Origin of the sequence: Chelatococcus reniformis (genome assembly GCF_014640075.1) — a bacterium.
GTDB lineage: Bacteria > Pseudomonadota > Alphaproteobacteria > Rhizobiales > Beijerinckiaceae > Camelimonas > Camelimonas reniformis.
In genome coordinates this window covers 242,136-260,242 of record NZ_BMGG01000009.1, presented here as the reverse complement: position 1 = coordinate 260,242, position 18,107 = coordinate 242,136, and the positions used below count along the sequence as shown (strand labels likewise).

Annotated in this window: 14 protein-coding genes and 1 pseudogene; 13 read left to right on the top strand and 2 right to left on the bottom strand. The window is 68.1% G+C overall.

What is annotated here, in order from left to right; translation table 11 throughout:
- Nucleotides 1-199: 199 nt before the first annotated feature.
- Nucleotides 200-655, bottom strand: a complete 456-nt coding sequence (locus IEW34_RS23905; protein WP_188611739.1) for an SRPBCC family protein — start codon at nt 653-655, stop codon at nt 200-202.
- A 181-nt stretch (nt 656-836) separates the two neighbouring features.
- Here IEW34_RS23905 and pcaD point away from each other — a divergent pair, with 181 nt between their 5' ends.
- The gene (gene pcaD / locus IEW34_RS23900; RefSeq protein ID WP_188611738.1) at nt 837-1,616 is read left to right on the top strand and encodes a 3-oxoadipate enol-lactonase; all 780 of its coding nucleotides are present in this window, start codon (nt 837-839) and stop codon (nt 1,614-1,616) included.
- A 146-nt stretch (nt 1,617-1,762) separates the two neighbouring features.
- On the opposite strand, the gene IEW34_RS23895 is transcribed toward pcaD, so the two are convergent.
- The gene (locus IEW34_RS23895) at nt 1,763-3,772 is read right to left on the bottom strand and encodes a hybrid sensor histidine kinase/response regulator (protein ID WP_188611737.1); all 2,010 of its coding nucleotides are present in this window, start codon (nt 3,770-3,772) and stop codon (nt 1,763-1,765) included.
- Nucleotides 3,773-4,143: 371 nt separating this feature from the next.
- Between IEW34_RS23895 and IEW34_RS23890 the strand changes: the two genes are divergently transcribed.
- The 12 genes and pseudogenes from IEW34_RS23890 to IEW34_RS23830 all read left to right on the top strand — a co-directional run bounded on the left by IEW34_RS23890 (nt 4,144) and on the right by IEW34_RS23830 (nt 18,060).
- Entirely contained in the window at nt 4,144-5,061 is a 918-nt protein-coding gene (locus IEW34_RS23890; protein ID WP_188611736.1) for a branched-chain amino acid ABC transporter permease, read from the top strand.
- A 10-nt stretch (nt 5,062-5,071) separates the two neighbouring features.
- On the top strand, nt 5,072-6,514 hold the full coding sequence (livM, locus tag IEW34_RS23885; protein WP_188611735.1) for a high-affinity branched-chain amino acid ABC transporter permease LivM: 1,443 nt from the start codon (nt 5,072-5,074) through the stop codon (nt 6,512-6,514).
- Entirely contained in the window at nt 6,514-7,350 is an 837-nt protein-coding gene (locus IEW34_RS23880; protein WP_280516328.1) for an ABC transporter ATP-binding protein, read from the top strand. The genes livM and IEW34_RS23880 overlap by 1 nt, the downstream gene beginning before the upstream one ends.
- A 53-nt stretch (nt 7,351-7,403) precedes the next feature.
- A complete protein-coding gene (locus IEW34_RS23875) occupies nt 7,404-8,075 on the top strand; it encodes an ABC transporter ATP-binding protein (RefSeq protein WP_188611874.1) in 672 nt (223 codons plus the stop codon).
- A gap of 155 nt (nt 8,076-8,230) precedes the next feature.
- On the top strand, nt 8,231-9,361 hold the full coding sequence (locus IEW34_RS23870) for a branched-chain amino acid ABC transporter substrate-binding protein (RefSeq protein WP_188611734.1): 1,131 nt from the start codon (nt 8,231-8,233) through the stop codon (nt 9,359-9,361).
- A 114-nt stretch (nt 9,362-9,475) separates the two neighbouring features.
- Complete coding sequence (gene pqqA, locus IEW34_RS23865) at nt 9,476-9,565, top strand: pyrroloquinoline quinone precursor peptide PqqA (RefSeq protein WP_188611733.1); 90 nt, start codon at nt 9,476-9,478, stop codon at nt 9,563-9,565.
- A 40-nt stretch (nt 9,566-9,605) separates the two neighbouring features.
- Nucleotides 9,606-10,502 carry a pyrroloquinoline quinone biosynthesis protein PqqB gene (gene pqqB / locus IEW34_RS23860; RefSeq protein ID WP_188611873.1) on the top strand — a complete coding sequence of 299 codons (897 nt, stop codon included), beginning with the start codon at nt 9,606-9,608 and terminating at the stop codon, nt 10,500-10,502.
- Nucleotides 10,463-11,511 (top strand): annotated as a pseudogene (gene pqqC / locus IEW34_RS23855) (pyrroloquinoline-quinone synthase PqqC). The gene pqqB and the pseudogene pqqC overlap by 40 nt, the downstream one beginning before the upstream one ends.
- Nucleotides 11,508-12,620 (top strand): pyrroloquinoline quinone biosynthesis protein PqqE, encoded by a 1,113-nt coding sequence (gene pqqE, locus IEW34_RS23845; RefSeq protein WP_188611730.1) that lies wholly within the window; start codon nt 11,508-11,510, stop codon nt 12,618-12,620. Before pqqC ends, pqqE begins: the two are co-directional and overlap by 4 nt.
- A gap of 232 nt (nt 12,621-12,852) precedes the next feature.
- Nucleotides 12,853-15,069, top strand: coding sequence for a PQQ-dependent dehydrogenase, methanol/ethanol family (locus IEW34_RS23840; RefSeq protein ID WP_188611729.1), 2,217 nt, complete (start codon nt 12,853-12,855; stop codon nt 15,067-15,069).
- A 231-nt stretch (nt 15,070-15,300) separates the two neighbouring features.
- Nucleotides 15,301-15,771 carry a (2Fe-2S)-binding protein gene (locus tag IEW34_RS23835; protein ID WP_188611728.1) on the top strand — a complete coding sequence of 157 codons (471 nt, stop codon included), beginning with the start codon at nt 15,301-15,303 and terminating at the stop codon, nt 15,769-15,771.
- A gap of 3 nt (nt 15,772-15,774) precedes the next feature.
- Nucleotides 15,775-18,060 (top strand): xanthine dehydrogenase family protein molybdopterin-binding subunit, encoded by a 2,286-nt coding sequence (locus IEW34_RS23830; RefSeq protein ID WP_188611727.1) that lies wholly within the window; start codon nt 15,775-15,777, stop codon nt 18,058-18,060.
- Nucleotides 18,061-18,107 lie beyond the last annotated feature (47 nt).

Below are 18,107 nucleotides of genomic sequence, written 5' to 3'. Positions count from 1 at the left end.
GCCTAGCTCCGCGGGACCGGATAGCCGCAACGACACCGCCGCCGAACCGTTCAGTTCACGCCTGCGGACGCTTTCGGAAAAACCGGCCTCGCCTGGGGAGTTCTCCATGGGCCCAATTGCGCGCCCAACCCCTTGGTTCCGCTTTGCCCCCGCGCGCCGCGCGGGTCTGTCATGTTATGTTCACCCGACCGGCGAAATATCAGCCCGCAGCGGGGGTTACCGCTTTGGCAAAGTTCTCGAAGAAGCTGTCGGCGTAGTTCTTGGCCACCCCGTTCACCAAGCGGCCGCCGAGCTGCGCCAGCTTGCCGCCGATCTGCGTCTCCACGTCGTAGGCGAGGCGTGTTCCACCCTCCACCTCCGTCAGCGTCACCAGGGCCCCCCCTTTGGCGAACCCCGCGACGCCACCTTCGCCCTCGCCGTTGATGCGGTAGCTCTCCGGCGGCTTGATGTCGCTCAGCTGAACCTTGCCTTTGAAGGTGGCCTTCACCGGGCCTACCTTGACCTTCGCGGTGGCCCTGAACTCGGTGTCGCCGACCTTCTCGAGCGACTCGCATCCGGGGATGCACGATTTCAGGACCTCAGCGTCGTTCAGCTTGGCCCAAACGGTGTTCCGATCGGCGGACAACACCACCTCGCCCGTCATCGTCATCGCCATTGCTTCGCTCCTTGAGGCCCGCGGTCTGGAACAGGCTAACCACCGTAAGCGGCGCGCTGAGTCCAAGCCTAGAGCGCGGGAGCATTTCTGTGCAATTGAATGATCTCATCCCACTGCGAAATGCCCCAGCCGGCCGCCGAGCGGCCAGCCATAGGATCGATGCCACGCCAGGAGAATCCCCATGTCGATGATCGAGACGGCCGCGGGCCGCTTCCATGTGTCGAGCGACGGCCCTCACACCGCGCCGGCTCTCGTCATGGCGCACTCCGTCGCCGCCGGCCTCACCATGTGGGAGCCGCAGGTCGCGGCCCTGGCGCAGCACTTTCGGGTCATCCGCTACGACGCTCGCGGCCACGGCGGTTCGGTCGGCCCGGCGCGGCCCTTCGGCATCGATCAGCTCGGCCGCGATGCGCTCAGCCTTCTCGATGCCCTGCACATCGACCGCGCCCATTGGTGCGGCCTGTCCATGGGCGGGATGGTCGGGCAGTGGCTGTTGGCGCATGCGGGAGATCGGTTGGCCCGTGTGGCGCTCGCCAATACCGCGGCCGTCGCCGGACAGCCCGATGGCCTGAACGAGCGCATCCGCCTCGTGCGGCAGGCCGGCATGACCGCCGTTGCCGACGCCACCATGGCGCGCTGGTTCACGCCGGGGTTCCGCGCAGCGCACCCGGCCGTGGTGGACCGCATTCGGGCCCTGGTCCTTGCCACGCCTCCGCATGGCTTTACGGCCTGCTCGGGGGCGCTTCGTGACATGGACTTGCGCGCCGCCATCGCCGGAGCCCGCAATCCGGTGCTTGTCATCGTGGGCTCCCAAGACCCGGGCACGCCGCCGGCGGCCGGCCGCCTCATCGCGCGACGGATCGCCGGGGCCCGTGTCGTCGAGCTCGATGCCGCGCATCTCTCCAACGTCGAGCAGGCGGACGCCTTCACCCGCGCGCTCCTGAAATTCCTGCTGGGATGAGCGCCTTGAGCGCTTCGCGATCGGGGGACTACGCATCGCAAAGAGAAGCGCGCCAGTTCAAAAGACCATGAGCATTGCGCCGTTGGATGACCTCATCCAAACGCACATGGATGCTCCCCCGGAGGCGATCGCCCAGTGGAGCGGCGTCAGCTCGTGGGCTGCGCCTGGGCGCCGCCAGCGCCGGCATCGGCGCCAAAGCGCGGCAGGAACAGCCTGACCGTCGTGCCGCTGCCGCCCTCGCTGTCGATGCGGACATGGCCGCCCGACTGCTTCACGAAGCCGTACACCATCGACAGGCCGAGGCCGGTCCCCTGCCCGACCGGCTTGGTGGTGAAGAAGGGCTCGAACACGCGGTTGAGCACCCGCGCATCCATGCCCGTGCCGGTGTCGGACAGGGCGATCAGGACATAGGGCCCGGGGGCGCAATCCGCGCTGCCGCCGGTGCCGCATGTCGCCTCGACGTTGGCGGTCTCGATGCGCAGCACGCCGCCGGCGGGCATGGCATCGCGAGCGTTGAGCGCGATGTTGAGAATCGCCGCCTCCAGCTGATTGGAGTCGGTGTAGGCGGTCCACAGCTGGCCGTCGAGCACGGTCCGGATCTGGATCGCGTCGCCGAGCGTGCGCTCCAGCAGATCGCTCATCGAGCAGACCAACTCATTGACATCGAGCGGCCGCGGATTGAGCGCCTGGCGCCGCGAGAACGCCAGCAGCCGCTGCGTCAGCGCCGCGGCACGCTCCGCCGATGCCGTGGCGGTCGTGATGTAGCGGCCGACCTCGTAGACGCGCCCGCTCTCGAGCTTGCGCCGCATCAGGTCGAGCGACCCGATCATCGCGGTGAGCATGTTGTTGAAATCGTGCGCGATACCGCCGGTCAGCTGCCCGATCGCCTCCATCTTCTGGGCCTCGCGCAGTTGCGCTTGGGCCGCCTCCAGCTCCATCGCCGCCCGCTTCTGGGCCGAGACGTCACGGCCGATGCAGTAGATGAGGTCCCCGTCATGGACGGACGACCAGGAGATCCAGACGATGTCTCCGCCGCGCGTGGCCAGCCTGTTCTCGTAAGTGCCGCGGCCGGGGCCTGCCAGATGCATGAGCAGCTCGGCCCGCGAGCGCGCCCGCTCCTCCGGAAGCTCCAGCCATTCCGGCGTCCGGCCGATCAACTCCTTGCGACTCCGCCCGAGGCAGCGCTCCGCCGCCGGATTGACGTCGAGCCAGCGGCCCTCGCGGTCGGCCACCACGAGGATGTCCTTCGAGGTCCGCCACAGGCGGTCGCGCTCGCGCGTGCGCTCCAGGATCCGCTCCTCGAGCTGCGCGTTGGCGCGCCGGAGGTCGGTCTCCGCCTGCTTCGCCTCCGTCACGTCGTGCGCCGCGGCGATGTAGCCCTCCAGTTCGCCGGCCGGGCCGAACACGGGCTGCATGGTGGCGCGCAGCCATCGCCATTGCCCGTCGCAGCGCATGACCCTCGCTTCCATCCCGCACGGCTTCAGCGAGACGCGGCCGGCCTCGATCGCCGCCAGAACGCTCGGCAGGTCGTCACGGTGGACGCCGGTGCGCCAGCGGGTCTGGAGCACCTGATCGTGGGTCAGCCCGACGTAATCGACATACGCCTGGTTGATGAAGCCCAGCCCTCCGTCGACGCGCTCCATCCAGATCGGCACCGGGATGCTCTGGGCGAGGCTTCTGAAGCGCTCCTCGCTCTGGCGCAGCGCGTCCTCCGCCAGCCGCCGCTTGGTGCTCTCGACGACGAACAGGAAGAAGCCGTCCACCTCGCCGGTCTCGGTGCGGCGCGGCGTCAGGCGGCACTCGCCCCACCGCGATCGGCCATCGACATGCGGGATGTAGAGCTCGACCGCCGTCGGCTCGCCCGCGAGCGCCCGGCGCATGGCCGGCAACCGCTCGGCGAACCCGATGGGCCCGACCAGATCCGTCACCGATTTGCCGACGACGTCCTCCGGCGAACGATGGAACCAGTCCCGGTAGGCCGCATTGGCGAAGCGATAGGTGAAATCCCGATCGATGAAGGCGATCAACACCGGAAGCGAATCGATGATCTCGGCCAATGCCGCCGCGTCGACGGCGGCGCTGGCCCAGACGCCACCGTTGCCGGCCTGAAGCGACGTGCGCACCAAATCCGGCGCGGAGTGATCGACACTCGCCATGGAACCGCCCCAACCTACCGGCCGCCGGCGCCGCAACGCCGCTGGCAGCATCAGCTTATAGCACGCCCCGCCCAGCGTGGCTCCGGCTTCGCGTCGGCGCCGCGGCGCGCCGACCGATCGCGCGGACCGCGGCGCCCCTCGCGGACGGCCGCCGGAGCCATCTCCTGCCTAGCTGGGCCAGCCCTTCCCGGCAAAAATCGGGCCTGTCGCTTGGCATCGTGCGCGCAGGCAGGATAAGACAAACGTGGAGCGGTACTTGGTCTGAGGCTTGCTACACTTGGTCTGAGGTTTGCGGCGGAAGTGCAACCAGAGGGGCGCGCCTCGACCTCCGACCTCGAACGACCGGGTTTTATCAGAGGGACGGCTGAAGAATGGCAGATTTCGTTCAGCAATTGGTGAACGGGCTTACCTTGGGCTCCATCTACGGCCTCATTGCCATCGGTTATACTCTCGTCTTCGGCATCATCGGGATGGTGAACTTCGCCCATGGCGACGTCTTCATGGTCTCCTGTTTCATCGCCCTGCTGCTCTTCCTGTTCGTGAACGCGGTGCTCGGCGCCGGCGCCATCATCCTCTCCCTGCTGATCGTCATGGTCATCTCTATGGGCCTCACCGGGCTGTGGGGATGGACCATCGAGCGGCTGGCCTATCGCCCGCTGCGTGGCTCCTTCCGCCTCGCCCCGCTGATCTCGGCGATCGGCATCTCGATCTTCCTGCCCAACCTGATCCAGGTCACGCAGGGCGCCCGGCCCAAGCCGACACCGCCGATGGTCGGTGACGTCATCGTCCTGTTCGCCGACGGTCACTACGAGGCGACGGTGTCCTACAAGCAGTTGATCATCATGGCGGTGACCGCCGGGCTGCTGGCGGTCTTCTGGTACGTGGTGCAGAAGACGCCGCTCGGCCGGGCGCAGCGTGCCTGCGAGCAGGACCGGCGCATGGCCGCCCTGCTCGGCATCAACGTCGACCGCACCATCTCGCTCACCTTCGTGATGGGCGCTGCGCTCGCCGCGGTCGCTGGCACGCTCTACCTTCTCTACTACGGCGTCGTGTCGTTTTCCGACGGCTTCGTTCCCGGCATCAAGGCCTTCACCGCGGCGGTGCTGGGCGGCATCGGCTCCCTGCCCGGCGCCGTCGTCGGCGGCCTCATCATCGGCCTCGTGGAGACTATGTGGTCGTCCTACTTCTCGATCGAATACAAGGACGTCGCCGCCTTTGGCATTCTCATCATCGTGCTGATCTTCATGCCAACCGGTCTGCTCGGGCGCCCGGAAGTCGAGAAGGTGTGAGCGTTCCGCGATGACCAACCTCGCCCGCGCGACGACGGCAGCCGCAGACCGCCCCGGGACGGCACGGGGCGGCGCCCGCGCGGTCCCCCAGGCGCCCTCGCCGCAAGGCGCCATGGCGGCCGCACTCAAGGACGCCGCCCTTGCCGCGCTGGTGATGCTCGGCCTCTCCTTCCCCATCCTGCTGCTGCGCTCGGACGTGGGTTCCAACAACGAGCTGGTTCTGACGCCGCGGGTGCCGCTGGTGGTGGCGGCCTGCGCCATCGTCTTCTTCGGCCGCCTGGCGATCGCCTTCGTACGCGGGGCCTGGCGCCGGAGCCATCCGCGGCGCATGGCGGCGGCGTCCCCCGTCGGCACGAGGCCGGTTGTCGGCCGGGTCGCCGGGCTCCTCGGCTACGCCTTGACCGGCGCCGCCATCGCCTTCCCGTTCCTGGCGGCCTACGCCCTCGGCGGCTTGACCCCGGCGCGTTACTGGATCGACCTTGCCATTCTCGTGCTGACCTATCTGATGCTGGGCTGGGGCCTGAACATCGTCGTCGGCCTCGCCGGTCTGCTCGACCTGGGCTATGTTGCCTTCTACGCGGTCGGCGCTTATTCCTACGCGCTGCTGTCCACCACCTTCGGCGTCTCGTTCTGGATCTGCCTGCCGGTGGCCGGCATCATGGCCGCCTTCTTCGGCATTCTGCTCGGCTTCCCGGTGCTGCGGCTGCGCGGCGACTATCTCGCCATCGTGACGCTGGCCTTCGGCGAGATCATCCGCCTCGTACTCATCAACTGGGTGAGCCTCACCAACGGCAGCGCCGGGATCTCGTCGATTCCACGCGTCTCGTTCTTCGGCATCCCCTTCACCAGGGAGGACGACGGCTTCGCCGCCACCTTCGGGCTCGCCTTCGATCCGATGCAGCGGATCATCTTCCTCTACTACCTCATTCTGGTGCTGGCGCTGGTGACCAACGCGGTCACGCTCCGGCTGCGGCGGCTGCCCATCGGCCGCGCCTGGGAGGCGCTGCGCGAGGATGAGATCGCCTGCCGCGCGCTTGGCATCAACACCCGCAACACCAAGCTGACGGCGTTCGCGATCGGCGCCATGTTCGGCGGTTTTGCCGGCTCCTTCTTCGCCGTGCGCCAGGGCTTCGTCAGCCCCGAGAGCTTCAACTTCATGGAATCGGCGATCATCCTGTCGATCGTCGTGCTCGGCGGCATGGGCTCGCAGGTGGGCGTCGCCATCGCCGCCGTCGCCATGGTAGCAGGCCCCGAGCTGCTGCGGCGGCTCGAGATCCTTCAGGTCGTCTTCGGCGAGCATTTCGACCCCAACCAGTATCGCCTGCTGCTGTTCGGCCTCGCGATGGCTGCGATGATGGTCTGGCGGCCGCGCGGCTTGATCTCGCAACGCACACCGAGCGTCCTCTTGCACGGGGGGGGCAGTCCCGCCGCCGCCCCCGCGGAGGCGCGCTGATGCGGTGGCTGAACGATCCGTTGCTTTCGGTCGAGCACCTCGTGATGCGCTTCGGCGGGCTGGTTGCCGTCGACGACCTGTCGTTCAACGTCGGCCGCTCCGACATCACTGCTGTGATCGGCCCCAACGGCGCCGGCAAGACAACCGTGTTCAACTGCATCACCGGCTTCTACCGGCCGAGCGGCGGGGCGCTCACGGTGCGCGGCGGCGCGCAGACCTTCGCACTGGAGAAGATGCCGGGCCACGCCATCGCGGCCAAGGCCAAGGTGACCCGGACGTTCCAGAACATCCGCCTGTTCGCCGGAATGACCGTGCTGGAGAATCTCCTGGTCGCGCAGCACAATCCCCTGATGCGGGCCTCCGGCATGAGCTTCCTCGGCCTCCTCGGCATCGCCTACCCGGCGGCCGAGCGCGCCGCCATCGACAAGGCACGGCACTGGTTGGACAAGATCAATCTGACCAGCCGGGCCGACGTCGCGGCGGGCGAGCTGGCCTACGGCGACCAGCGGCGGCTGGAAATCGCGCGGGCCATGTGCGCCGATCCGATCCTGCTGTGCCTGGACGAGCCAGCGGCCGGGCTCAACCCGCGCGAGAGCGCCGCCCTGACCGACCTGCTGCTCGGCATTCGCGAGACCACGCCGACATCGATCCTGCTCATCGAGCATGACATGTCGGTGGTCATGGAGATTTCCGACCACGTGATCGTCCTCGACTACGGCCGCAAGATCGCCGACGGCACGCCCGCCCAGGTGCGCCGGGACGAGCGGGTGATCGCCGCCTACCTCGGCGTGGAGGACCAGGAACTGCCCGCGGTCGTGGCGGAGGTGGGCTCGTGAGCCCGGCGCCGCTGCTGTCGATCCGGGGCGTCAAGGCATTCTATGGGCGCATCATGGCTCTCAAGGGCGTCGACCTGGAGGTCAACGAGGGCGAGATCGTGACGCTGATCGGGGCCAACGGCGCGGGCAAGTCCACGCTGATGATGACCATCTTCGGCAACCCGCGGGCCCAGGATGGGGCCATCGTCTACGGCGGCCGCGACATCTCGCGCCTGCCCACGCACGAGATCGCCCGCCTCTCGATCGCGCAGTCGCCGGAAGGTCGGCGCATCTTCCCGCGCATGACGGTGCGCGAGAATCTGCAAATGGGCGCCGCCGTGCTGGGCGGCGCCCACTACGAAGAGGACCTGGAGCGCGTCTGTGGGCTATTCCCGCGCCTGCGCGAGCGCCTCGACCAGCGCGGCGGCACGCTCTCCGGCGGCGAGCAGCAGATGCTGGCCATCGCCCGCGCGCTCATGAGCCGGCCCAGGCTGCTCCTGCTCGACGAACCATCCCTTGGCCTCGCCCCGCTCATCGTCAAGCAGATCTTCAGCGTCATCCGCGAGCTCAACCAGAAGGAGGGCATGACCGTGCTGCTGGTCGAGCAGAACGCCTTCCATGCCCTGCGCCTCGCCGACCGCGGTTACATCATGGTCAACGGCGAGATCACCATGACCGGCAGCGGCGCGGACCTGCTGCGCAGCAGCGAGGTTCAGGCGGCCTACCTGGAGGGCGGCCGGCATTAGAGGCGGGTCCAGCTGATCGCCGCAAGCGCGCCAACCGGCGCGCGGCGCCGAGGCGGAACAGAGCTGCAAAAATAGTCATGCCGCCGTCTGCGGATCATCTATTGTCGCGATGGGCGAACAGACAGGCATTCGATAAATCGAAGCGGAGGGAGACGATGACGACGAGACCAATTCTGGCCGCGCTCGCGCTCGGCGTGGGCGTTTTTGGCGCCTCGATGGCTCATGCCGAGGTCAAGCTCGGCGTCGGCGGACCGCTGACGGGATCGATTGCGGCCTTCGGCGCTCAGTTGCGCAAGGGCGCCGAGCAGGCGGTCCAAGACATCAACGACAAGGGCGGCATCCTCGGTCAGAAGGTTTCGCTGTCGATCGGCGACGACGCCGGCGACCCCAAGCAGGGCGTGTCGGTGGCCAACAAGTTCGCCAGCGAAGGCGTCAAGATGGTGGTCGGCCACTTCAACTCCGGCATTTCGATCCCCGCCTCGGAGGTCTACGAGGAGTCGGGCATCGTCCAGATCACGCCGGCATCGACCAATCCCAAGTTTACCGAGCGCGGCATGTGGAACACGTTCCGCACGTGCGGCCGCGACGAGCAGCAGGGCGACATCGCCGGCACCTACATCGCCGACAAGTTCAAGGGCAAGAATGTCGCCATCATCCATGACCGCACCCCCTACGGCCAGGGCCTCGCGAATGAGACCAAGAAGACCCTGAACGCCAAGGGCGTGAAGGAGGTGCTGTACGAGGGCATCAACCCGAGCGAGAAGGACTATTCGGCCCTCGTCTCCAAGCTCAAGTCCGCCAATGTCGATCTGGTCTATTTCGGCGGTTTGCATCCCGAAGCCGGCCTCATCATCCGGCAGATGAACGATCAGGGCCTCAAGGCGCCCCTCATGTCGGGCGATGGCATCGCCGACAAGGAGTTCGCCCAAATCGCGGGCCCGGGCGCCGCCGGCACCCTCATGACCTTTGCGCCCGACCCGCGGCGCAACCCGCAGGCCAAGGAGGTGGTGGAGCGCTTCAAGGCGAAGGGCTTCGATCCGGAGGCCTATACCCTCTACAGCTACGCCGCCGTCGAGATCCTCAAGCAGGCGGCCGACGAGGCGAAGTCGCTCGATCCCAAGAAGATGGCCGACGTGATGCACTCGGGCAAGGTGTTCAAGACCGTGATCGGGGACATCGCCTACGACAAGAAGGGCGACATCACCCGGCCGGACTACGTGGTCTACGAGTGGAAGCGGACCGGCGACGGCTCGATCAACTATGCCGGCAATCAGCTGACCAATTGAGCCGGCGGCCGCCCGCGTCGCGGCCGCCTTCTCGCTTGCCGGGCGGCGTCTGGCTTGTATGCTGAGCCGTACGTCGCCCGGAACGCAATGAACAGCGACGAACGGAGGAAAGCCATGGCCTGGGAGAAACCGCTCGCGGTCGAGATCTGCGTCGGCATGGAAGTGACGAGCTACGAGTCCGCGGACCTGCCGCCGGATTTCTGACCGCGCCGCCACTCCCACCAGGGCACGCCGGCTCGGCATGCTGGAGGCCATTCTCCTCGGCTCGGCCGCCGGCGGCGGCGTGCCCCAGTGGAATTGCCGGTGCACGATCTGCCGGCTGGCTTGGACACGTGACCCGCGTGTGCGCTGGCGGACCCAGTCGAGCCTGGCCGTGTCGACCGACGGCGCGCGCTGGGTCGTCATCAACGCCTCACCCGATCTTCGCCAGCAGATCGCCGACACGCCGGAGCTGACGCCCCACGAGGGGCTGCGTCATTCACCCATCACCAGCGTGGTGCTCAGCAACGGCGATGTCGACCACGTCGCCGGGCTGCTGACGCTGCGCGAGCGGCAGCCGCTGGCGCTCTACGCCAGCGAGGCCGTGCTGGGACTGATCGAGGCGAATCCCATCTTCCGGGTGCTGGACCAGGCGCTGGTGACGCGCCGGGCGGTTCGCCTGGGCGATCCCTTCGTCCCCCTCGACGGCATGACGGTGACGTTGTTCGCCGTGCCCGGGAAGGTGCCGTTGTGGCAGGAGGGCGTGGCGACGGCCGGCGGCACCGATGGGTCGACCGTGGGCCTCGACATCTCGGCAGGAGGCCGCCGCATCGTGTCGATCCCGGGCTGCGCCGCCGTCGATTCGGCTGTCTTGGCACGGCTCGAAGGCGCCGACGTGCTCTTCTTCGACGGCACTCTCTGGCACGACGACGAACTGATGGCCGAGGGGGTCGGGGTCAAGACGGGATTGCGCATGGGACACATATCCATGGCGGGAGAACGCGGCTCGATCGCGGCGCTGAGGGACGTGGCGGTGGCCCGGCGCGTCTTCGTGCATATCAACAACACCAATCCGGTGCTGATCGACGGCTCGCCCGAACACCGCGAGGCAGAGCGGGCCGGCTGGGAGATCGGCTACGACGGCTGGCGGGCCTCGCTGTGAGCCCGGTGCTCTCCCCCGGCGCCCTCGAGGAGCAATTGCGGGCCATCGGCCGGGAGCGTTACCACGACCTGCATCCATTCCATGGCTTGCTGCACGGCGGCCACCTGTCGAAGGATCAGGTCCGGGCCTGGGCGCTCAACCGCTATCTCTATCAGGCCGCCATCCCCATCAAGGATGCCGCGATCGTCGCGCGCATGGACGATCCTGCCTTGCGGCGCATCTGGCGCCAGCGCATCATCGACCATGACGGCAACGCGCCCGGCGAGGGCGGCATCGAGCGCTGGCTCAGGCTGACCGATGGACTCGGGTTGCCGCGCGACTACGTGGTGTCCAGGCGCGGCGCGCTGCCCGCCACACGCTTTGCCGTCGAGGCCTACGTGCATTTCGTGCGCGAGCGATCGTTGCTGGAGGCGATCGCTTCGTCGCTGACGGAACTGTTCAGCCCCAACATCATCTCCCAGCGGGTGACAGGCATGCTGGCGAACTACGACTTCATCTCGCGCCAGACGCTGTCCTATTTCGACGACCGCCTGACGCAGGCACCGCGCGACGCGGACTTTGCACTCGACTACGTGAAACGCCACGCCACGACGGCCGACACCCAGGCCGCCGTGGCGGCGGCGCTGCGCTTCAAATGCGACGTGCTGTGGGCCCAGCTCGACGCGCTCCACTTCGCCTATGTCGCGCCGGGCCTCATTCCGCCCGGCGCCTGGCGATCAGGGGAGAACGGCGCATGACGTTCGCCGACACCGACGTGCCGCACCTTCCGGCAGGCGTGCGGCTGAAGAGCGATGCGGTCCGGGGCACGGTGATGCTGCTGGCGCCGGAGCGCGCATTCACGCTGAACCCGGTGGCCGTCAAGGTGCTGGGCCTTGTCGACGGCGAGCGCTCGGTCGGCGCCATCGTTGCCGCGCTGGCGCAGGAGTTCAACGCGCCGCCCGAGGCCATCGCCGCCGACGTCATCGAGCTCCTCGACGAGCTGGCGCGCAAGCGCGTCGTCGAGCGATGAGCGCCGAGCGACCGCCGCTCGCGCCGCCGATCGGCCTGCTTGCCGAGCTCACCCATCGCTGTCCGCTGCGCTGCCCCTATTGCTCCAACCCGGTCGAGCTGGAGCGCCGACACGGCGAGCTCGACACGGCAAGCTGGCAGCGCGTCTTCGACCAAGCGGCGCAACTCGGCGTGCTGCACGTGCATCTGTCCGGCGGGGAGCCCACCGCAAGGGCCGATATCGCGCCTCTCACCGGCCACTGCGCACGGGCCGGCCTCTACACGAACCTGATCACCTCGGGTGTCGCGCCAGCCGGCCGCCGGTTGCCGGCGCTTGCCGACGCCGGCCTCGATCACGTTCAGCTTTCGTTGCAGGCGGCCGACGCGGCCTGCGCCGACCGTATCGCCGGCCGGGCCGGCGCCCATGCCGAGAAGCTCGCCTTCGCCGCGGCGGTGACGCAGCTTGGGCTGCCGCTGACGCTGAACGCGGTGATCCATCGGGGCAATATCGGCGAAGTCGAAGCTCTCATCGCGTTGGCCGTCGAGCTGGGCGCGCGGCGGCTTGAGATCGCGCACGCGCAATACTACGGCTGGGCCCTTGCCAACCGCGCCGCGCTCATGCCGCGGCGCGAGGATGTCAGCCGCTCCGTCGCAGCGGTCGAGGCCGCACGGCGCAGGCTTGCCGGCACGCTCGTCATCGACCTCGTCGTGCCCGACTATTTCGCTCGTCACCCCAAGGCCTGCATGGGCGGCTGGGGGCGGCGCCTGCTGAACGTGACGCCGTCGGGCGAGGTGATGCCCTGCCACGCAGCCGCAACCATTCCCGAGCTGACATTCTGGTCGGTCCATGATCATAGCCTCGGCGATATCTGGCGGCGTTCCCCGGCCTTCGAGGCCTTCCGCGGCACCGGCTGGATGCGCGAGCCGTGCCGGAGCTGCGATCGCAGGGAACAGGACTGGGGCGGCTGCCGCTGCCAGGCCCTGGCGCTCGCCGGCGATGCTGCGGCCACCGATCCGGCCTGCGTCAAGAGCCACGATCACGACCGCGTCGCCGCGCTGGCGCTGGCGGAAGCCTCGGCGCAGATGCCCCCCTACCATTATCGCTCGTTCGACCGCCGCAGCGGCGCGTGAGCCGGCATCTGGCGAGGGCCGCGCTGCTGCGCGCGGGAAATCCGTCGACCATAAGATCGCACGTGACATTACGCCGCGCACACGCTTAGAATTGTTTCAGTCTGAGTGCGATCCCAGGCTGGCCGTTGAGCAGCGCCACGATCGCACCGGGCGACAAAACAAGCTGCCGGTGGACGGATCAGTCCGCCATCGTGCGGCAAACAGGTCTCGCTGAAGACCGTAGGAGGAAACGATGGACCGTGCTGCTCACGGGCCGCTGGCGCGCGCCCAACGGCTTGGCTTTCGGCCGACCTGGCCGATCTCGCGATCGACCTCCGCCGGCCTCCTGCGACTAGGGCTGCTGGCCGGCGCCTGTGCGCTGGCGGCGGTGGGCCCGGGCGCCAGCGCGCAGGACGCCAAGCCGTCGGGCGGGCAGATCGCGGCGGCCACCGCGGGCATCGACGGCGCGTGGATTGCCGCCAACACGGCGACCAGCAAGGACTGGCCGACCTACGGGCTCGACTACGCCGAGACGCGCTTCAGCAAGCTCAACCAGATCAACGAAACCAACGTCAAGGATCTGGGCCTGGCCTGGACCTACGACCTGGAATCGACCCGGGGCGTCGAAGCAACGCCGCTGGTCGTCGACGGGGTGATGTACGTAACGGCGTCCTGGAGCGTCGTCCACGCCATCGACGTGCGCACCGGCAAGCGGCTCTGGAGCTTTGATCCCGAGGTCGACAAGGCGCTGGGCTACCGGGGCTGCTGCGATGTCGTCAACCGCGGTGTCGCGCTCTATCGCGGCAAGGTCTTCGTCGGCGCCTACGACGGGCGGCTGATCGCCCTCGACGCGGCAACCGGCAAGAAGGCCTGGGAGAAGGACACGATCGTCAACCGCTCCCACTCCTACACCATCACCGGCGCGCCCCGCGTCGTGAAGGGCAACGTGGTCATCGGCAACGGCGGCGCGGAGTTCGGCGCGCGCGGCTACGTCACCGCCTACGACGCCGAGACGGGGGCGCAGAAGTGGCGCTGGTTCACCGTCCCGGGCGACCCGTCCAAGCCGTTCGAGGACGAGTCGATGGCGATGGCCGCCAAGACCTGGGATCCGGCCGGCAAGTACTGGGTGAACGGCGGCGGCGGCACGGTGTGGGACAGCATGGTCTTCGACCCGGAGCTGAACCTGCTCTACCTGGGCACCGGCAACGGCTCGCCGTGGAGCGCCAAGCTGCGCAGCCCGGCCGGCGGCGACAACCTGTTCCTGTCCTCGATCGTGGCGCTGAACGCGGATACCGGACAATATGCCTGGCACTACCAGGAGACGCCGGCCGACGACTGGGACTATACCGCGACGCAGACGCTGATCCTGGCTGATCTGCAGATCAACGGCGCGCCGCGCAAGGTCATCATGCACGCGCCGAAGAACGGCTTCTTCTACGTGATCGACAGGGCCAGCGGCCAGTTCATCTCCGCCAAGAACTTCGTCGATGTGAACTGGGCGAAGGGCTATGACGACAAGGGGCGGCCGATCGAGACGGCCGACGCCCGCGGCAGGGACAAGTCGACCGAGGCCATCCCCGGGCCTTACGGGGCGCACAACTGGCATCCGATGTCGTTCAATCCGCAGGCCGGCCTCGCCTACATCCCGGCCCAGAACATCCCGCTCACGCTGATGGACGACAAGGAGTGGGTGCACAATTCCAACAAGCCGGGCCAGCCCCAAACCGGTACGGGCTGGAACACGGCCATGTTCATCAACGCGACGCCGCCCCAGAGCAAGATCTTCGGCCGTCTGATCGCCTGGGATCCGGTGCAGCAGAAGGAAGCCTGGCGGGTCGAGCACGTGTCGCCCTGGAACGGCGGAACGCTGACCACCGCGGGCAACCTGGTCTTCCAGGGCACGGCCGACGGGCGCTTCATCGCCTACAACGCCAAGACCGGCGAGAAGCTGTGGGAATCGCCGACCGGCACCGGCGTCGTGGCGGCGCCGTCGACATATGTGGTGGACGGCAAGCAGTATGTGTCGGTCGCTGTCGGCTGGGGCGGGGCTTACGGCCAGGCGCAGCGGGCGACCAACAAGGTGGGGCCGGGCACGGTGTTCACCTTCGTCGCCGGCGGCAAGGCGCCGCTGCCCAAGTTCGCCGAGTACCAGACGGAGAACCTGCTGGCGGGCGTGAAGTACGACCCGGCGGACGTGCCGCACGGAACGTTGCTCTATGTCAGCAATTGCGCCTTCTGCCATGGCGTGCCGGGGGTCGACCGCGGCGGCAATATCCGCAACCTCGGCTACGTGCCGCGCGAGGAGATCGAGCACCTGGAGAGCATCGTCTTCAAGGGGCCGTTCATGGAGCGCGGCATGCCCGACTTCACGGGCAAGCTGACGCCGGCCGACGTGGTGAAGATCAAGGCTTTTATCCAAGGCACGGCCGACGCGGTCCGGCCCCAAAGCAGCCAAGTCAAGAACAACTAAGAAAAGAATAGCTAGGGCATGACCCCGAGAGGCTAAGACCGCTTTCTAGATTAGGTCATGCTTGAGGCGATGCTTTGGAGCGGGATGGTTCGACGAAAGTCGTCCCGCTCCAGACAACGGTCAAGTCAACGTATGTGCCTGGCTGGATGGCAAGGGGAGTTGCCCGGGTCATCCAATCAGCCGGCGCGCAAGGGCATCGGCAACAGGCGGCAGAGCCGCGGGAGGACTGCGATGGTCATGCTCTCCGTCAACGGGCAAGCCCGGCAGGTCGAGGTCGCGGACGATACGCCCCTGCTCTGGGTGATCCGCGAACAGCTGGGGATGACCGGCACCAAGTTCGGTTGTGGCGCCGGCCTGTGCGGCGCCTGCACCATCCATCTCGACGGTGAGGCGGTGCGATCCTGCCAGACCAGCGTCGTGGACGCCGCCGGCAAGCAGGTCACCACGATCGAAGGCCTGGGCGCCAAGGAGCCGCACGTGCTCCAGACGGCCTGGATCGCCGAGCAGGTGCCGCAGTGCGGCTATTGCCAGTCCGGGCAGATCATGCAGGCCGCCGCCCTGCTCGCCCGCAATGACAACCCGACCCGGGAGGAGGTCGTCGCGCACATGGACGGCAACCTCTGCCGATGCATGACCTACGCCCGCATCCAGCGGGCCATCATGCGGGCAGCGGGCGAGCTGCGCGCGCAGAAGGGAGCCTGAGCCATGGGCAAGATGGACCGCTGGCCGGAACGTGCGACCCTCAACCGCCGCGCCTTCCTGATCGGCACCGGGGCTACCGGCCTTCTCCTCGGCTACAGCGCGATGCGGACCGGCCCGCACGAGGCCAAGGCGCTGGGCGCCGGAAGCTTCGAGCCGACCGTCTGGTACACGATCGCGCCCGACGGCAAGGTGACCGTCGTCTGCGGCAAGGCCGAGATGGGCCAGCACGTCTCGAGCGCCATGGCCCAGATCGTCGCCGACGAACTGGAGGCGGATTGGCGCAAGGTCGCCGTCGTCTTTCCCACCAACGACCCGAAATTCAACGATCCGCTGCTCGGTGCCCAGATCACCGGCGGCAGTTGGAGCGTGCGGATGAATTTCGACCCCATGAGCCGCGCCGGTGCGGCCGGACGCGTCACCCTGGTGAAGGCCGGAGCCGAGATCATGGGCGTGCCCGAGGCGGAGTGCTTCGCCCAGAACTCGCAGGTGATCCACGGCAAGTCCGGCAAGCGCATCGGCTACGGGCCGATCGTCGGATCGGGCAAGGCGGACAGAACGTGGACGCCGGACGAATTGAAGGCGATCAAGCTGAAGCCGGCGAGCCAGTACAAGCTGATCGGCCAATCGGTGCCACAGCTCGACGTGCCGGCCAAGACCGACGGCACGGCGGCCTTCGGCATCGACGCGGCGGTGCCGGACATGCTCTACGGCAAGCCGGTCGTGCCACCGGTGCGCTACGGCGCGACCGTCAAGTCGGTGGACGACAGTGCGGCTCGAAAGGTGCCCGGGTTCGTCAAGGTCGTCGTCCTGGACGACAAGACGGCGACGATCACGGGCTGGCTGGTCGTGGTGGCCAGGTCTTATCCCGCGGCCAAGGCCGCGGCCGAGGCGCTCAAGGTCGAGTGGGACAAGGGCCCCAATGCCGCCGTCTCGGACGAGACCATCATCCGGGAGGCCAAGCGCCTCCAGCTGGACCCCAGCGCCGGCCAGTTCTTCGTCAAGGCCGGTGATCCCGGGGCCGCGGTCGCCGGAGCGGCGAAGGTGGTCGAGGCCGAATACTTCACCAGCATCAACATCCACGCGGCGCTCGAGCCCATGAACGCGCTCGCCGAGCAAAAGGACGGCCACTGGCACATCTACACGGGTAACCAGTTCGCCACCCGCACCGGCGGCATCGCGGCTGCGGCCCTCGGCGTCGATCCCAAGACGGTCGTGGTACACCAGCATTACCTGGGCGGCGGCTTCGGCCGGCGTCTCGACGCCGACATGGTCATCCCGGCGGTGCTGGCGGCCAAGGACGTCGGCAAGCCGGTCAAGGTGATCTACGCCCGCGAAGACGACATGCAGATGGATTTCACCCGCCCTCTGACCTACCAGAAGGTCAGGGCCGGTCTCGACGGGGACGGCCGGCTGGTCGGCCTCGAGCACGACGTCGTCTGCGCCTGGCCGACGGCCCGCTGGGGCATCCCCGAGTTTCTGACGCCGTCGGTCGACAAGAAGGGCGCTCTCGACAGCTTCGTCGTCAATGGCGCGGACTTCTGGTACACCGTGCCGAACCATCAGGTGCGGGCCGTGCTGAACGAGGTGGCACAGCGGGCGACGCCGTCCGGCCAGCTGCGGTCGGTAGCGCCGGGATGGACCTTCTGGGCGGTCGAGAGCCTCATCGACGAGCTTGCCGCCGCCGCCGGCAAGGATCCTGTGGATTTCCGCCTCGCCCTCCTCGATGGCGCTGGCGCCAATGCCGTCGGCGCCAAACGACTCGCCAACGCCCTGCGTACGGCGGTGGGCCGCTCCGGTTACGGCGCGCTGGCGCTGCCCAAAGGGCAAGGCATCGGGGTGGCCTGCGTCAGCTCGCAGGAGCGGGCCACGGCCACCTGGACGGCCTGCGCGGCGCAGGTAGACGTGGAGCCGGACAGCGGCGCCTTCAAGGTCAACAGGCTGACCATCGCGATGGACGTCGGCACCGCCGTCAATCCCGACGGCGTCAGGGCACAGATCGAAGGCTCGGTGCTGTGGGGCCTGTCGCTGGCGTTGTATGAGCACGCGACGCTCGAGGGCGGCGCCCTGCAGGTGGCCAATTTCGACAGCTACACACCGCTCCGCATGAGCCAGGTCCCGGACATCGACATCAGCATCATCGCCAACGGCGAGCCGCCGTCGGGCTGCGGCGAACCGGGCGTGACCGTCGTGGCGCCGGCCATCGCCAACGCCATCTTCCGGGCGGCCGGGGCGCGGGTGCGATCGCTGCCGATCACGCCGGAGACCGTCAAGGCCGCGATCAAGGCCTGACGTAGTTTCGCAATCGGATGACGTCGTCCGATTGCGCGGCAATGCCC

Coding starts and splice junctions, on each gene's coding strand:
- IEW34_RS23870 (WP_188611734.1), top strand. CDS start 8,231: ATGACGACGAGACCAATTCTGGCCGCGCTCGCGCTCGGCGTGGGCGTT.
- IEW34_RS23895 (WP_188611737.1), bottom strand. CDS start 3,772: ATGGCGAGTGTCGATCACTCCGCGCCGGATTTGGTGCGCACGTCGCTT.
- IEW34_RS23835 (WP_188611728.1), top strand. CDS start 15,301: ATGGTCATGCTCTCCGTCAACGGGCAAGCCCGGCAGGTCGAGGTCGCG.
- IEW34_RS23875 (WP_188611874.1), top strand. CDS start 7,404: ATGGCTCTCAAGGGCGTCGACCTGGAGGTCAACGAGGGCGAGATCGTG.
- IEW34_RS23830 (WP_188611727.1), top strand. CDS start 15,775: ATGGGCAAGATGGACCGCTGGCCGGAACGTGCGACCCTCAACCGCCGC.
- pqqE (WP_188611730.1), top strand. CDS start 11,508: ATGAGCGCCGAGCGACCGCCGCTCGCGCCGCCGATCGGCCTGCTTGCC.
- IEW34_RS23905 (WP_188611739.1), bottom strand. CDS start 655: ATGGCGATGACGATGACGGGCGAGGTGGTGTTGTCCGCCGATCGGAAC.
- pcaD (WP_188611738.1), top strand. CDS start 837: ATGTCGATGATCGAGACGGCCGCGGGCCGCTTCCATGTGTCGAGCGAC.
- IEW34_RS23890 (WP_188611736.1), top strand. CDS start 4,144: ATGGCAGATTTCGTTCAGCAATTGGTGAACGGGCTTACCTTGGGCTCC.
- IEW34_RS23840 (WP_188611729.1), top strand. CDS start 12,853: ATGGACCGTGCTGCTCACGGGCCGCTGGCGCGCGCCCAACGGCTTGGC.
- IEW34_RS23880 (WP_280516328.1), top strand. CDS start 6,514: ATGCGGTGGCTGAACGATCCGTTGCTTTCGGTCGAGCACCTCGTGATG.
- livM (WP_188611735.1), top strand. CDS start 5,072: ATGACCAACCTCGCCCGCGCGACGACGGCAGCCGCAGACCGCCCCGGG.
- pqqA (WP_188611733.1), top strand. CDS start 9,476: ATGGCCTGGGAGAAACCGCTCGCGGTCGAGATCTGCGTCGGCATGGAA.